The sequence below is a fragment of the Curtobacterium luteum genome (genome assembly GCF_001475545.1).
GTDB lineage: Bacteria > Actinomycetota > Actinomycetes > Actinomycetales > Microbacteriaceae > Curtobacterium > Curtobacterium luteum_A.
Map to the genome: position 1 here is coordinate 18,670 of NZ_LDQC01000038.1, position 14,403 is coordinate 33,072.

The following is a 14,403-nucleotide window of genomic DNA, read 5'->3' on the forward strand; positions in this document are numbered from 1 at the left end:
GCGGTGCGGCGCGCGGGTGGCACGCCTCACAGGCCGCCGTGCGTAACCTGACCGGCCGTATGGCACGAGCAGAACGCATCACAGGCGCCGCGCGGCGCATCTGGCGGTGGAGCCGCGACTCCGGCACCCAGCCGCGGCTGCTGCTCGCCGGGAAGGCGGCACTGGCCGCGACCATCGCGTGGGTCCTCGCCAAGTACGCCCCGGGCGTCGCGGCCGAGTACCCGTACTACGCGCCGCTCGGCGCGATCGTCGCGATGCGCACGACCGTGTTCGCCGGCATCCGTTCCGGCGTGCAGACGCTCGTGGGCATCACCCTCGGCGTCCTGATCGCCTGGTTGACGATGCTCGTCGGCGACCCGGGCGTGATCGCGGTCGCCCTCGCGGTCGGTCTCGGCGTCCTCGTGAGCGGGTTCCGGATCCTCGGCGAGGGGTACTCGTGGGTGCCGATGGCGGCGCTCTTCGTGCTGCTCGTCGGCGGCGGCAACGCGGAGGGGTACTCGTTCGCGTACATCGTCCAGATGGCGATCGGGATCACGATCGGCCTCGCGGTGAACTTCGCCGTGTTCCCGCCGCTGCACTTCTGGGACGCGGAGCGACGCATCGACCAGGTGAACGGGGTCCTTGCGCAGCAGCTCGACGACCTCGCGGACGTGCTCGTCGACGGCGAGCCCGACACGGCCGCGTGGGACCGGCAGCAGGAGCGGCTCGACAAGGCGATCGCGGACGTACGGGACCGGGTCGCGACCGCGCAGGAGAGCCGGCGGATGAACCCCCGTGGCGCGCTCCGTGGCTCCCGGGCACGTCTGCAGTCGGACGGTGCTCGGTTCCGGGCGGTCGAGCGGGCGGCCTGGTACACGACGGACCTCACCGAACTCGTGGCGCGCTCCGGGCCGGTGGCTGACAACATCGGTCGGCCGGACTCCGCGTTCGCCGAGCCCTTCGCGGCGGCGCTGCGGCAGGTCGCGTGCGTGGTCCGTGGCGACTGCCCGGCGGAGGAGGGCGACGAGGCCCTCGCGGTACTCGAACGAGCGCTCGACGCCAGTCGGTCGAACCCGTCGCGGGTGACGGTCACGGCGAGTGCGATCGTCGCGCTGCGGGGGGTCATCGAGTCGGAGAAGCGTGCGACGGAGGACGTGGACACCGAGACCGGGCCGTTCGGCAAGAAGCAGCGCGGCGGTCCTCGACAACGATAACGTCCAGGTTATATAGTACGTGCATGCACGCCTTCGACGTCCTCGGTGATCCCGTCAGGCGACGCCTGACCGAGCTCCTCGCCACCGGCGACCGAGCCGCGGGCGAGCTGGTCGACGTCATCGCGGCGGAGTTCGGGATCTCGCAGCCGGCGGTCTCGCGGCACTTGCGGATCCTCCGCGAGGCAGGGTTCGCGTCGTCGGAACCTCGCGGGACGGCTCGCGTGTACCGCCTCGAGCCCCGTGTGGTGGCCGAGCTCGACGGCGCCGTCGAACGCTACCGCGCGCTCTGGCGACAACGACTCGATGCGCTCGGCACCGAGATCGCACGGGGGCAGCGCGAAGCTCGGCCGGCGGCACCCGAGCCGGCGTCCACGGCACCCGGGCCATCCACACGACACGACGAGGAGTCCTGACATGCGCACCACCGACGGCACCGCAGAACCGCTCTCCGAGGGCGGGTACCTCATCCGCTTCGCCCAGACCTACCCGACCAGCCCGGAGGACCTCTGGCACGCGGTGACCGACCGCGAGCGGCTCTCCCGGTGGATGGCCCCGTACGAGGGCGACCTGCGACTCGGCGGGCACTGGACCGCCCGGTACGACGACGGCAGCGTCTTCACCGTCGGGCAGGTCACAGCGTGCGACCCGCCCCGGAGCTTCACGACCACCTGACACGCCGTCGAGGAACAGCAGACCACGATCACGGTGACGGTCGAGCCGACCGAGTTCGGTGCCGCACTCCGGCTCGTGCACGAGGGGGTCGGGAGCGTCGACTACCTCGCCGGGTGGCACACGTACCTCCAGCTGCTCGAGCTCGATCTGGACGGCGACGTGGACGCGGCCGCGACGTTCGACTGGGACGCCCGGTACCGGGAACTCCGGACGCGGTACCGGGAGAACGGCGCGCGAGGCGTGACGCCCGAGCGTCCGTAGACTCGGGACGTGACCGCGCGTCCCCGTCTCGCCGTCCTCGGACCCGTGCTCGTCGAGGGGGCGTCGGGGACGCCCACCGCGGTCACCGGAGCGCTCGCGCGGTCGTTCCTCACCGCGCTGGTCCTCGCGCCCGGTCGGAGCCTGTCGACCAGCGCGCTCATCCGCGACCTCTGGCCCGACGAGCAGCCCCGTGCGGCACGGGCGGCGCTCCAGACCATGGTGTCGCGCCTGCGCCGCACGACCGCCGAGGGACTCGTCCGCTCCACCACGTCGGGCTACGCCCTGGGGTGCGACGCGGACGACGTCGACCTGCTCCGGGCGGAGCACGCGGCGTCGTCGACCGACGTCGGCGCCGTGGAGGGCGCTCTTGCGCTCTGGCGGGGTGCTCCCGGCGAGGACGTCGACGGTGACCTCGGCGATGCGCTCGCCGCGCGGGCCGCCACCGCGCGCGGCGCCCTGCGACGATCGCTCGGTGCGGTCCTGCTCGAGACCGGGCGGGCGGACGAGGCGGTCGCGGTGTGGCGGTCCGCCGCCGAGGCGGACCCCTTCGACGAGGTCAGCGTCGCGGGCACGATGCGTGCGCTCGACGCTGCCGGGCGCCCGGCCGAGGCGCTCGCCGTGTTCGCCGCGCACCGCGACCGGCTGGTCGACGAGCTCGGTGCCGACCCCTCGGGTGACCTCGTCCGACTGAACGCGGACCTGCTGCGTCGGTCGGCCGACCAGGTGCAGCGGGCGCGACGCATCGGCCTCCGGGCTGCGCCGAACCGGTTGGTCGGACGGGAGGCCGACCTCGCCGCCGTCACGGACCTCCTGTCGCGAGACCGGTTGGTCACGGTCCTCGGTTCGGGTGGGCTCGGGAAGACCCGCCTCGCGCAGGCGGTCGCTGCGGGTCTGCCGGACGACGTCGGCGTCGTCGTCGTGGAGCTCGCGTCGGTCGCGGCGGCCGAGGACGTCCTCCCCGCGCTCGGTGCCGTGCTCGGGATCGTGGAGGTCCGATCGGCCCGGACGCTGCGCGACGCCGTGGTGACGGACCTGTCGGCCAGGGTCGTGCGCTCGCTGTCGGACGGCCCGACGGTGCTCGTGCTCGACAACTGCGAGCACCTCCTCGGCCCGGTCGCCACGCTGACCGCCGAGCTGCTCGCCGCGGCGCCGGACCTGCGGGTGCTCGCGACGTCGAGGGCGCCCCTCGCGATCGCCGGCGAGGTCGTGGCGCCCCTGGCGCCCCTGCCGGTCGAGGCCGACGGTGCCGCGGTGCGCCTCTTCACCGAGCGTGCCCGCGCGGCCCGGCCCGGCGCCGTGCTGCCCGTGGACGCCGTCCGCCGGATCTGCACCCGTCTCGACGGCTCACCCCTCGCGATCGAGCTCGCCGCCGCACGCATCCGCGGCATGAGCACCGACGAGATCGAACGCCGGCTCGACGACCGCTTCGCGTTGCTGCGCGGCGGCGACCGGAGCGCCCCGGAACGACACCGCACCCTGCTCGCGGTCATCGAGTGGAGCTGGCGTCTGCTCGACGACGGCGCCCGCGATCTCCTGCCCCGACTCGCGCTCTTCCCCGACGGGCTCGCGGTCGACGCGGTGGAGGCGGTCGCGGCTCCGGGCCAGCCCGACGCACTGGACGACCTCGCCGACCTCGTCGAACAGTCCCTCGTGCAGCTCGTCGAACACGAGGGCGAACCGGTCCGCTACCGCCTGCTCGAGACCGTCCGGGAGTTCGGCGCGGCGCGGCTCCGCGACCTCGGACGCACGGACGACGTCCGACGTGCGATGCTCGGGTGGGCGCACGACTTCGGTGCCGCGCACGACCTGTTCGCCATCACCGGCCCGGAGCAGCTCGCCCGGTTCCACGAGGTCCGCCGCGAAGCCGACAACCTCGTCGGGCTCCTGCGATGGGCGCTCCGCGACCAGGACGTCGGGGCGACCGCGACGCTGTTCGGCGCTCTGGGCGCCTACTGGACGCTCCGGGGCACGCAGGAGGAGATCACCGCGGTCGCCCCGGACGTCGTGACCGTCCTGCGGTCCCGCGAGCCGGCAGCGGCAGACCGCACCGCCGCGTACATCGGGCTCGTCGTGGCCGGCGGTGCGTCCGCGTTCGACGACCGACGCACCACCGCATGGGCCGTGTCGACGCTCCGCCGGTGGCGCCGGACCTCGACCGCCGACGATCCCGTCGTCGAGGCACTCGCCGCGCTCTTCGCCGAGCTCGGTCGCCCGGAGGCCGCGACCGCACTCCTCGCGGGATTCCGTGGCGACCCGGACGACCGCGTCGCATGCATCGGCAACCTGCTCAGCGCGCCGCTCGCCGAGAACGGCGGGGAGCCGGCCGAGGCGCTCCGCTTCGCCGTCGCCGCCCAGGAGCTCGCGAACCGCGCCGGTGACGTGTGGACCACAGGGACCTCCGCGGTGACGATGACGCAGCTCCTCGCGCAGACGGGGCGGTACCGGGACGCCCTCGACGCGGCCGATCGGGCGCGGGGGCGTCTCGAGATCCTGGGTGCCGACGACGACCTGTCCGAGATCGCGTGGTCCGTCGGACTCTGCGCCGCTGCGACCGGCGACGTCGACCGGGCCCGGACGGTCGCCCGCGAGTTGCAGCACCGACCGTCCGGCGGTCGTGGCCCCGAGGCCGACGGCGCGATGGTGGCCCTCATCGCGCTGGCGATCGAGGCGGAGTGCCGGCGGGCGGAGGGCGACCCGGCGGCGGCCGCCGAGCGGTACACGGCGGCGTGGGAGGCGGCATCGGAGCGGCGCGGCCCCGCCCCGAACTGGCGGCTCATGGCCGGTGCGGCCCGCATCGCCGCGGTCGACGAGACCGCGGGTGGTCTCGACGGACTCCGCCCGGCCGAGCGAGCGGTCGCGCGACGCATGCGGAACGCGACACTCGCCCTGCTCCGGGTCCGCCCGTGGTGGACCGACCTCCCCGTGGTCGGGACGACCCTCGCCGGCCTGGCGCTCGCTGCCGCTCGTGAGGGTGCCCTCGACGCGGCCGCGCGGTGCTGGGCGCTCGCCGTGCGCTTCGGCACCCGGCAGGACTTCGCCGTGCTCGCGCACGAGCGGCTCCGGCCACTGCTGGCGGCCGCGGTCGGCGCCGAGGTGCTCCGGGACGCCGAGACGGCCTCGTCCCGGTGGGACCGGGACGAGGCCGAGGCGGCCACGCGGGGCGTGCTCGGAGACCTCAGGTCGGGACCTCAGGCCTTCCGCATGTAGGTCCGCACCGTCAGCGGGGCGAACACGGCGACGACGATCGCTGCTCCGAGGAGACTGATCCAGAGGTCGCCGGTCACCGCACCGTGGTTGACCAGCTCGCGCACCGCGGTGATGAGGTGCGAGATCGGGTTGACCTCGGTGAACCACCGCAGCCAGCTCGGGAGGGTGTCGACGGGGACGAACGCGTTCGAGAGGAACGTCAGCGGGAACAGCACGAGGTTCGCGATGCCGGAGACGCTCGACGCGGTGCGGGCCACCACGCCGAAGTAGGCGAAGATCCAGCTGATCGCCCACGCGACGACGATCACGAGGAGTCCGGCGAGCACGACGGCCGCGGGGCCGCCCTCGGGGCGCAGGCCCATGATGATCCCGACGGTGAAGGTGATCGTGGTCGCGATGGCGTACCGGACGGTGTCGGCGAGCAGGGCCCCGGCGAGCGGGGCGATCCGCGCGATCGGGAGCGACTTGAAGCGGTCGAAGACGCCCTTGTCCATGTCCTCGCGGAGCTGCACGCCGGTCACGATCGACGACGTGATGTTCGTCTGCACGAGGATGCCGGGGATGATCACGGGCAGGTAGCTGCCGATGTCGCCGGAGATCGCGCCACCGAAGATGTACGTGAACATCACGGTGAAGACGATCGGCATGAGCGTCACGTCGAAGAGCTGCTCGGGCGTGCGGCGGATCTTCACGAGGCCGCGGTAGGCCATCGTGAACGACTGCCGGACCGTCGCGCCGAGTCCGGTGCTGCCGACGCCGGCGCGGGGCGTGACACGCGGCGTCGAGGTCGGGGTGGGGGCGATGGTGGTCATGCGATGCTCCCTTCGAGCTCGCGGTCGGCGCCGTCGGACGCGTCGGCGTCCGTCGGCCTGCCGGTGATGGTCAGGAAGACCTCGTCGAGTGTCGGCTTCTGCACGCTCATCTCGGCGAGGGAGATGCCGGCCTCGCGGAACGAGACGAGCAGGTCGGTCACGCGGTCGGGGTCGGTCATCGGAGCGGTCAGGCGGGAGCCCTCGGGGCTGGCGACCGCGTCGACGCCGAGCGTGGTGCGCACGATCGTCCGTGCGGCGTCCGACCGGAGTCCGTCGGTCAGCCGGAGCTGCAGGGACGAGGTGCCGATCGACGCCTTGAGCTCGTCGCCCGTGCCCTCGGCGACGACGCGACCGTGGTCGATGACGGCGATGCGGTCGGCGAGCTGGTCGGCCTCGTCGAGGTACTGCGTGGTCAGCAGGACGGTCGAACCGGTCGCGACGAGCTCCCGGATGGTGTCCCACATCTGCGCCCGGGTCCGTGGGTCGAGCCCGGTCGTGGGCTCGTCGAGGAAGATCAGCGGCGGCTGGGCGATGAGGCTCGCCGCGAGGTCGAGGCGACGACGCATGCCGCCGGAGAACGCCTTGAGCGGTCGGGACGCCGCCTCGGTCAGGCCGAAGCGGTCGAGCAGCTCGGACGACTTGGCCTTGGCCTCGCGACGGGAGAGCCCGAGCAGCCGCGAGAAGATCACGAGGTTCTCGGTCGCGCTGAGGGTCTCGTCGACGCTCGCGTACTGGCCGGTCACGCCGATGAGCGACCGGACCGTCTGGGCTTCGCGCCGGACGTCGTGCCCGAACACGCGGGCCTCGCCGGCGTCCGCCGCGAGCAGGGTCGCCAGCATCGAGATCGTGGTGGTCTTCCCGGCGCCGTTCGGGCCGAGCACGCCGTACACCGTGCCGGCCTCCACGCGGAGGTCGACACCGTCCACGGCGCGGTTCGTCCCGAAGGTCTTCACGAGGCCGGATGCCTCCACCGCGAGGGGGGTCGTGGTCATCGCAGGTTCCTTTCGTCGATGTCGGGGTCGATCGTGCAGCCACCCGCTCACACGCCACTGACGCGTCGCTGACACCGCTACCGTGGGGGCGTGAGCGACACCGAGACCCCCGACGGCGTGCGGCTCCGGCTCGACATCGCGTACGACGGAGCAGCCTTCTCCGGGTGGGCCCGTCAACCGGGGCTCCGCACGGTGCAGGGTGCGCTCGAGTCGGCGCTCGCCACGGTGTTCACGCGGTGGGGTGAGCCGCCCGTGCTGACCGTCGCCGGCCGGACCGACGCCGGGGTGCACGCCACCGGTCAGGTCGCCCACCTCGACCTCTCCGGCGAGCAGTGGGCAGCACTGCGGTCGAAGCGCGGCAGCACCGGGCGCTCGCCGCTGGACGGCCTCGTGAAGCGTGTGAACGGCATCGCGGCACCGGAGGGTGACGTCGTCGTCACGCGGGCATCGGTCGCCCCCGAGGGTTTCGACGCCCGGTTCTCCCCGCTCTGGCGTCGCTACCAGTACCGGGTCGCCGACGCCGGGGCGCCCCGCGACCCACGTCGTCGTGGGCACACCACCTGGCACCCGACGCGCCTCGACCCCGCGGCGATGGAGCGCGGTGCGCTGGTGCTGCTCGGGCTGCACGACTTCGCGACCTTCTGCAAGCCGCGGGAGGGCGCGACCACGATCCGGACGCTCCAGGAGTTCCGCTGGGACCGCGAGCCGGACGGCACGCTGGTGGCGAGCCTCCAGGCCGATGCCTTCTGCCACTCCATGGTGCGCGCGATGGTCGGGGCGACCATCGCCGTCGGTGAGGGCCGTTTCGGCCCGGACCGTCTCGAGGAGCTGCGGACCGCGCAGCGGCGGACGAGCGAGTTCAAGGTTGCGCCAGCCCGCGGCCTCACCCTGACCGAGGTCGGGTACCCCGCCGACGACGAGCTCGCAGCCCGGGCCGACCAGACACGAGCGCGCCGGACCGAGGACGCGGCGGACGCCGGTACGGTCGGGGGATGAGTCCCCGCGCCGCCCGGTCCGTCGTCTCCGTCGCCCCCGGCGTGGTGTTCGTCGAGGGTCCGGTGTCGAACTGGGTCGTCCTCGCCGAGGAGGACGGCGTCGCCCTCATCGACGCCGGGTACCCCGCGGACACGGACCTCGTGCTCGACACGGTCCGGTGGGCGGGACACGACCTCGACGACCTCCGTCGGGTGTACGTCACCCACGGGCACGTCGACCACGTCGGTGGCGTCCCGGGGATCCTCGAACGCTTCCCGCACGTCGAGGTCCTCGCGCACGCGGACGAGGTCGACAACGTGCGCGGACCGTCGCGCCAGCAGGTCACGCCCGCGGAGATCGGCGGTCGGCTCGCTGCACCGCGGACACTGCGGTGGCTCCTGCGGGCGCTCGGCTCCGACGCGCTGCGTCCGACCGAGGTGCCGACGGTCCGGGCGTTCACCGCCGCGGACTTCGACGGCCGCGCGATCACGCCGTTCCCCGCCGACGGCCACACCGCCGGGTCGACGGCGTACCTGCTCCCCGCTGCCGACGCCATCGTGACCGGTGACGCGGTGGTCTCGCGGCACGACACCCAGCCGGCGTCCTGGGCGCCGCGGCCGCGCATGATCACGCCGTTCTTCACGGCCGACCAGGAGCGTGCCCTGGAGTCAGCGCGCGCGTTGCCGATGCCGGGCATCCTGCTCCCCGGCCACGGTCCGGCGGTCCACCGCGTCGGCGCCGAGTGGTTGCCGGTCGCGCACTGAGCCCCCCGTGACTTCGTACCGGGACGCAATCATTTACCTGACCGCAACCTGAGCGACCGGTCAGGCGGGTAGGTTCCGAGGGTCGTTGCCCCCCGACCGGGGGGAACCAACCCACGAACGCGAAGGTCCTCATGCTCCGAACCGAACGCTCGGCGGGGGTGACGAGCCGCACGCTGGTGTGCGCCGTCACCGCCGCAGCCCTCCTCGCCGCCCCGCTCGTCGCCACCGCCCCGGCGTCCGCGAACCCGGACGGCACCGGCCTCGTCATCGAGGAGGCCTACCTCAAGGGCGGCAGCGCGAACCAGCCGTTCACGAACAAGTTCGTCGAACTCGGCAACCCCACCGACGCCCCCGTCAGCGTGGACGGGTGGTCGCTCCAGTACCGCGCCGCGACGAGCACGGGGGCGCCGTCGGTCGGCAAGCTCGCCGGCTCCGTACCCGCGCACGGCACGTACCTCGTGCAGATGGGGTCGAACGGGTCGACCGGCCAGGCGCTGCCCGAGCCCGACGCGGTCACGGGCCTCAACCCGTCGGGGTCGACGGGCACGCTCGTCCTCGCCGACCAGGCGACCGCGCTGACCCTGCCCGCCGGTGCGGTGACGACCGGCACGCCCGGCGTCGTCGACCTGCTCGGCTACGGGACGTCGAACACCTTCGAGACGGCGGTCGCGACGACCGGCACCGCCAACTCGGTGCCCGACGCGCTGACCCGCACGGGGACGACCGACACCGACTCGAACGCGGCGGACTTCTCGCTCACGAGCACGGTCACGCCGGAGAACGCCGCTGGCGAGACGACCCAGCCGACCGAGCCCACCGACCCGACGGAGCCGACCGATCCGGGCACGCCTGCGACACCGGCCCAGCAGGTCACCATCGCGCAGCTGCAGGGCACGACGGACACGTCGCCGTACGTCGGCACGACCGTCCGCACCGACGGCGTCGTCACCGCGGTCTACGCCACGGGCGGCTTCAACGGCTACACGATCCAGACCGCAGGCACCGGCGGCGCCCTCGACCTCGCGACGCACACGGCGTCGGACGCGGTGTTCGTGTACTCCGCGGCCACCGTCGGGAAGGTCGCGGTCGGCGACGTCGTGCGCCTCACGGGCACGGTCTCCGAGTTCAACGGGCTGACCGAGCTCACCGTCCCGAGCACCGCGGGCCTCGAGCAGCTGCCGAAGGACGGCGTCGCGAAGCCGGTCCCGGCCACGCTCACCCTCCCGCGCACCGACGCGCAGCGGGAGTCGCTCGAGAGCATGCTCGTCGCGCCGCAGGGCGACTACACGGTCGCGGACAACTACACGACCAACCAGTACGGCGAGATCGTGCTCGCCAGCGGGAAGCAGCGCCTGCTCCAGCCGACCGAGGTCGCCCGCCCCGGCAGTGCCGAGGCCGCTGCGGTCGCCGCCGACAACGCCGCCCGCCAGGTCACCCTCGACGACGGTGCGAGCACGAACTTCCTCAGCGCCGCGAACCAGTCGATCCCCGTGTCCTGGCTGACCCAGGGCCCGGTCACGGTCGGTGCCGCCGCGACCTTCGACGAGCCGGTCGTCCTCGACTTCCGGAACGACTCGTGGAAGTTCCAGCCGACGACGCCCATCACCGGTGCCACCCCGGCGGCCGACCTGCCCGTGTCGTTCTCGAACGTCCGCACCGCGGCGCCGGAGAACGTCGGCGGCGACATCCGCCTCGCCGGCTTCAACGTCCTCAACTACTTCCCGACGACCGGCGACCAGCTCACCGGGTGCACGTACTACACCGACCGTGACGGCGACCCCGTGACGGTGCGCGGTGGCTGCGACGCCCGTGGTGCCGCGAACGCGGACGACCTCGCGCGGCAGCAGGTGAAGATCGTCAAGGCGATCAACGGTCTCGGTGCCGACGTCGTCTCGCTCGAGGAGATCGAGAACTCGGCCCGGTTCGGTCAGGACCGCGACGCGGCCGTGGCCACCCTCGTCGCAGCCCTGAACGCTGCGACCGGCAAGGACACCTGGGCCTACGCGAAGTCGCCGGCGAAGCTCCCTGCCAGCGAGGACGTCATCCGCCTCGCGCTGATCTACAAGAAGGACCGTGTGCAGCCGGTCGGCGGTTCGACGATCCTCACCGACTCGGAGGCGTTCGCCAACGCCCGGCAGCCGCTCGCCCAGGCCTTCGCGCCGGTGGTGGCCAAGCCCGGCAAGGGCAAGGGCGTCGAGAAGCCGAAGCAGGCGGACACGTTCCTCGTGATCGCGAACCACTTCAAGTCCAAGGGGTCCGGGACGGGCGCGGACGCCGACCAGGGCGACGGTCAGGGTGCCTCCAACGCCTCCCGTGTCGCGCAGTCGAAGGCGCTGGTGGCGTTCTCGACGACGATGCAGAAGACCGCCGGCACCGACAAGGTGTTCATGCTCGGCGACTTCAACGCCTACAGCCAGGAGGACCCGGTCACGGTGCTCGACGACGCCGGCTACACGGACCTCGGCCCGTCCGAGGACCCGACCGAGTGGTCGTACGTCTTCAGCGGGCTGAGTGGCTCGCTCGACCACGTGTTCGCGTCGAAGGCTGCCCTGAAGACCGTGACGGGCGTGGACATCTGGAACATCAACTCGGTCGAGTCGGTCGGTCTCGAGTACTCGCGCTACGACTACAACGTCACGGACCTGTACCGCGACGACGTCTACCGCGCGAGCGACCACGACCCGATCCTGGTCGGCATCGACCTGCCTGGCGTGGGCCAGCCCGGCAAGCCCGGCGACGGACCCGGGAAGCCCGGTGACGGACCCGGCAAGCCCGGCCACGGCCACGCGGGCAGCGGCCCCGTCGCCGCTGCGATCGCAGCGCTGATCGCGTGGTTGCGCGGCCTCTTCGGCTGACGGCCGTCCTGACGGCCGGAACCACCTGACGGACTGGAGGCGCGGTGCCAGCGGGCACCGTGCCTCCAGTCCGTTGCTGGGTGCGTTCGACAACGCGAGTCGCGTCGGGTAGGCTCTCTCCTTGGTCTGTGCGCCCCGTGCGCCGGACAGTCAGATGAGCCCTCCACCGGGCAGTTCCACGTGCATCGCGCGGGGAACACCCACCGGAGCGGGATTCACGGACTCCTCACCTCGACACGAAAGCAGCACACCTGTGACTCGTACGTTCTCCCCGAAGCCGGCAGACGTCCAGCACGACTGGATCGTCATCGACGCGACCGACGTCGTCCTCGGCCGCCTCGCCACCCACGCGGCTGCGCTCCTGCGCGGCAAGCACAAGGCCACCTTCGCCCAGCACATGGACATGGGTGACTACGTCATCATCATCAACGCGGACAAGGTCGCCCTCACCGGCTCCAAGCTCGCCAAGAAGGTCTACTACCGTCACTCGGGCTACCCGGGCGGCCTCACGGCGACCTCCTACCCGGAGATGCTCGAGAAGCACCCCACCCGCGCCGTCGAGAAGGCGATCCGCGGCATGCTGCCGAAGAACACCCTCGGCCGTGAGCAGCTCAAGAAGCTGAAGGTCTACGCCGGCGCGGAGCACCCGCACGCCGCGCAGCAGCCCAAGGCGTACACCTTCGACCAGGTCGCGCAGTAACGACGGCCACGACGACTTCAAGGACTGATACAACTCATGGCACAGATCGCTGACTCCCTCGACCAGACCCCGGAGAGCTTCACCACGGAGAGCGCACCCGTCGCTGCCGAGGCCGCTCCCCGCCAGATCCTCAACGTCTCGGGCGGTGCCGTCGGGCGCCGCAAGGAGGCCATCGCCCGCGTCCGCCTCGTCCCCGGTGGCGGCGCGTTCACGGTCAACGGCCGCACGCTCGAGGACTACTTCCCGAACAAGCTGCACCAGCAGCTGATCAACGACCCGTTCAAGGTGCTCGAGCTCCTCGGCGCCTACGACGTCACCGCCCGCATCACCGGTGGTGGCCCCTCGGGTCAGGCCGGTGCGCTCCGCCTCGCCATCGCGCGTGCGCTGAACGAGATCGACCGCGAGAACAACCGCCCGGCGCTCAAGAAGGCCGGCTTCCTCACCCGTGACGCCCGCGTCATCGAGCGCAAGAAGGCCGGTCTCAAGAAGGCCCGCAAGGCGTCGCAGTTCTCGAAGCGCTAGTCGCTCACCGAACCCGATCGCAATGCCGCGTCTGTTCGGTACCGACGGTGTTCGTGGTCTCGCCAATGGCGAGCTGACGGCCGCGCTGGCGCTGGGTCTCGCCCAGGCCAGCGCGGCCGTGCTCACACACGGACACCATGCGGACGCCCGTCGGGCGTCCGGTCGACCGCGCCCCCGTGCGGTCCTGGCGCGCGACCCGCGCGTCTCCGGTGAGTTCCTCGGTGCGGCCGTCGCCGCCGGGCTCGCCTCCGCCGGCGTCGACGTGCTCGACGCCGGGGTCATCCCCACCCCCGCCGCCGCGTTCCTCGTCGCGGACATCGACGCCGACTTCGGTGTGATGATCTCCGCGTCCCACAACCCGGCCCCCGACAACGGGATCAAGTTCTTCGCCGCCGGCGGTCGCAAGCTGCCGGACGAGGTCGAGGACCGCATCGAGGCGGCCATGCACGACCACTCGGCGCCCACCCCGACCGGCGGCGACGTCGGACGGATCACCCGGTTCGCCGATGCCGAGGACCGCTACGTGGTGCACCTGCTCGGCACGCTCCCGGCGCGGCTCGACGGCATCCACGTGGTGCTCGACTGCGCCAACGGTGCGGCCTCCGCCGTCTCCCCCGAGGTCTTCGTCAACGCCGGCGCCCGTGTCACCCTGATCGGTGCGGACCCGGACGGCGTGAACATCAACGACGGCGTGGGCTCGACGCACATCGACAACCTCGCGCGCGCGGTGCTCGAGGCCGGAGCCGACGTGGGCATCGCGCACGACGGTGACGCCGACCGCTGCCTCGCGGTGGACGCCGCGGGCAACGCCGTCGACGGTGACCAGATCATGGCGATCCTCGCGCTGTCCCTCAAGGAGCGCGGGCGTCTGGCGAACGACACCCTCGTCGCGACGATCATGTCGAACCTCGGGCTCATCCGGGCGATGGCGGACAACGGCATCGCGGTCGAGCAGACCGCGGTAGGGGACCGCTACGTGCTCGAGCGCATGAACGAGGGTGGGTTCTCCCTCGGCGGCGAGCAGTCCGGCCACGTCATCTTCAACGAGTACGCCACCACGGGCGACGGCATCCTCACCGGGCTGCACCTGGTCGCGGAGATGGCACGTACGGGCAAGTCGCTCGCGCAGCTCGCGGAGTGCATGACCGTCTTCCCGCAGGTGCTGCTCAACGTCCGGGGCGTCGACCGCACCGGGCTCGCCGACCAGGGCGTGCAGGACGCCGTCGCGGCGCACACCGCTGCCCTCGGTGATTCCGGGCGCGTGCTGCTGCGGCCGTCCGGCACCGAGCCCGTCGTGCGGGTCATGGTGGAGGCTGCGTCGCAGGCCGACGCCGAGCGGATCGCGGAGGACCTCGCGGACGTCGTGCGCGCGCGGCTCGCGATCGAGGACGCCGCGTAGGGTACGGACGGCACTTCCGCGTCGAACCACGAAACCGACGTCGAACCAGGC

Annotated in this window: 13 protein-coding genes; 11 read left to right on the forward strand and 2 right to left on the reverse strand. The window is 72.5% G+C overall.

Features of this window, described 5'->3' with window-relative positions:
• Nucleotides 1-59: 59 nt before the first annotated feature.
• From NS184_RS06945 to NS184_RS06965, 5 genes are read left to right on the forward strand one after another with little or no spacing between them, the layout of a single operon-like run.
• Nucleotides 60-1,193: an FUSC family protein gene (locus NS184_RS06945; protein WP_058725396.1), complete on the forward strand. Its 1,134-nt coding sequence runs from the start codon at nucleotides 60-62 to the stop codon at nucleotides 1,191-1,193.
• 23 nt (nucleotides 1,194-1,216) lie between these two features.
• Nucleotides 1,217-1,606: an ArsR/SmtB family transcription factor gene (locus NS184_RS06950; RefSeq protein WP_058725397.1), complete on the forward strand. Its 390-nt coding sequence runs from the start codon at nucleotides 1,217-1,219 to the stop codon at nucleotides 1,604-1,606.
• Nucleotide 1,607: 1 nt separating this feature from the next.
• Nucleotides 1,608-1,865, forward strand: a complete 258-nt coding sequence (locus NS184_RS06955) for an SRPBCC domain-containing protein (protein ID WP_058725398.1) — start codon at nucleotides 1,608-1,610, stop codon at nucleotides 1,863-1,865.
• A 33-nt stretch (nucleotides 1,866-1,898) separates the two neighbouring features.
• On the forward strand, nucleotides 1,899-2,126 hold the full coding sequence (locus NS184_RS06960) for a hypothetical protein (protein WP_058725399.1): 228 nt from the start codon (nucleotides 1,899-1,901) through the stop codon (nucleotides 2,124-2,126).
• A 9-nt stretch (nucleotides 2,127-2,135) separates the two neighbouring features.
• Nucleotides 2,136-5,333: a BTAD domain-containing putative transcriptional regulator gene (locus NS184_RS06965; protein WP_058725400.1), complete on the forward strand. Its 3,198-nt coding sequence runs from the start codon at nucleotides 2,136-2,138 to the stop codon at nucleotides 5,331-5,333.
• On the opposite strand, the gene NS184_RS06970 is transcribed toward NS184_RS06965, so the two are convergent.
• Nucleotides 5,315-6,145, reverse strand: coding sequence for an ABC transporter permease (locus NS184_RS06970; RefSeq protein ID WP_058725401.1), 831 nt, complete (start codon nucleotides 6,143-6,145; stop codon nucleotides 5,315-5,317). The genes NS184_RS06965 and NS184_RS06970 overlap by 19 nt on opposite strands.
• Nucleotides 6,142-7,137, reverse strand: coding sequence for an ATP-binding cassette domain-containing protein (locus tag NS184_RS06975; protein WP_058725402.1), 996 nt, complete (start codon nucleotides 7,135-7,137; stop codon nucleotides 6,142-6,144). Before NS184_RS06975 ends, NS184_RS06970 begins: the two co-directional genes overlap by 4 nt.
• Nucleotides 7,138-7,227: 90 nt before the next feature.
• On the opposite strand from NS184_RS06975, the gene NS184_RS06980 reads away from it, so the two are divergent.
• The 6 genes from NS184_RS06980 to glmM all read left to right on the forward strand — a co-directional run bounded on the left by NS184_RS06980 (nucleotide 7,228) and on the right by glmM (nucleotide 14,352).
• Nucleotides 7,228-8,133, forward strand: a complete 906-nt coding sequence (locus NS184_RS06980; RefSeq protein ID WP_242862984.1) for a tRNA pseudouridine synthase A — start codon at nucleotides 7,228-7,230, stop codon at nucleotides 8,131-8,133.
• Nucleotides 8,130-8,876, forward strand: a complete 747-nt coding sequence (locus NS184_RS06985) for an MBL fold metallo-hydrolase (RefSeq protein ID WP_058725403.1) — start codon at nucleotides 8,130-8,132, stop codon at nucleotides 8,874-8,876. The genes NS184_RS06980 and NS184_RS06985 overlap by 4 nt, the downstream gene beginning before the upstream one ends.
• A 131-nt stretch (nucleotides 8,877-9,007) precedes the next feature.
• Nucleotides 9,008-11,731, forward strand: coding sequence for an ExeM/NucH family extracellular endonuclease (locus NS184_RS06990; protein WP_083513521.1), 2,724 nt, complete (start codon nucleotides 9,008-9,010; stop codon nucleotides 11,729-11,731).
• Between the two features lie 253 nt (nucleotides 11,732-11,984).
• Complete coding sequence (gene rplM / locus NS184_RS06995; RefSeq protein ID WP_022904636.1) at nucleotides 11,985-12,431, forward strand: 50S ribosomal protein L13; 447 nt, start codon at nucleotides 11,985-11,987, stop codon at nucleotides 12,429-12,431.
• Nucleotides 12,432-12,467: 36 nt separating this feature from the next.
• Nucleotides 12,468-12,953 carry a 30S ribosomal protein S9 gene (gene rpsI / locus NS184_RS07000; protein ID WP_058725404.1) on the forward strand — a complete coding sequence of 162 codons (486 nt, stop codon included), beginning with the start codon at nucleotides 12,468-12,470 and terminating at the stop codon, nucleotides 12,951-12,953.
• A gap of 22 nt (nucleotides 12,954-12,975) precedes the next feature.
• A complete protein-coding gene (gene glmM / locus NS184_RS07005) occupies nucleotides 12,976-14,352 on the forward strand; it encodes a phosphoglucosamine mutase (RefSeq protein ID WP_058725405.1) in 1,377 nt (458 codons plus the stop codon).
• Nucleotides 14,353-14,403: the final 51 nt, after the last annotated feature.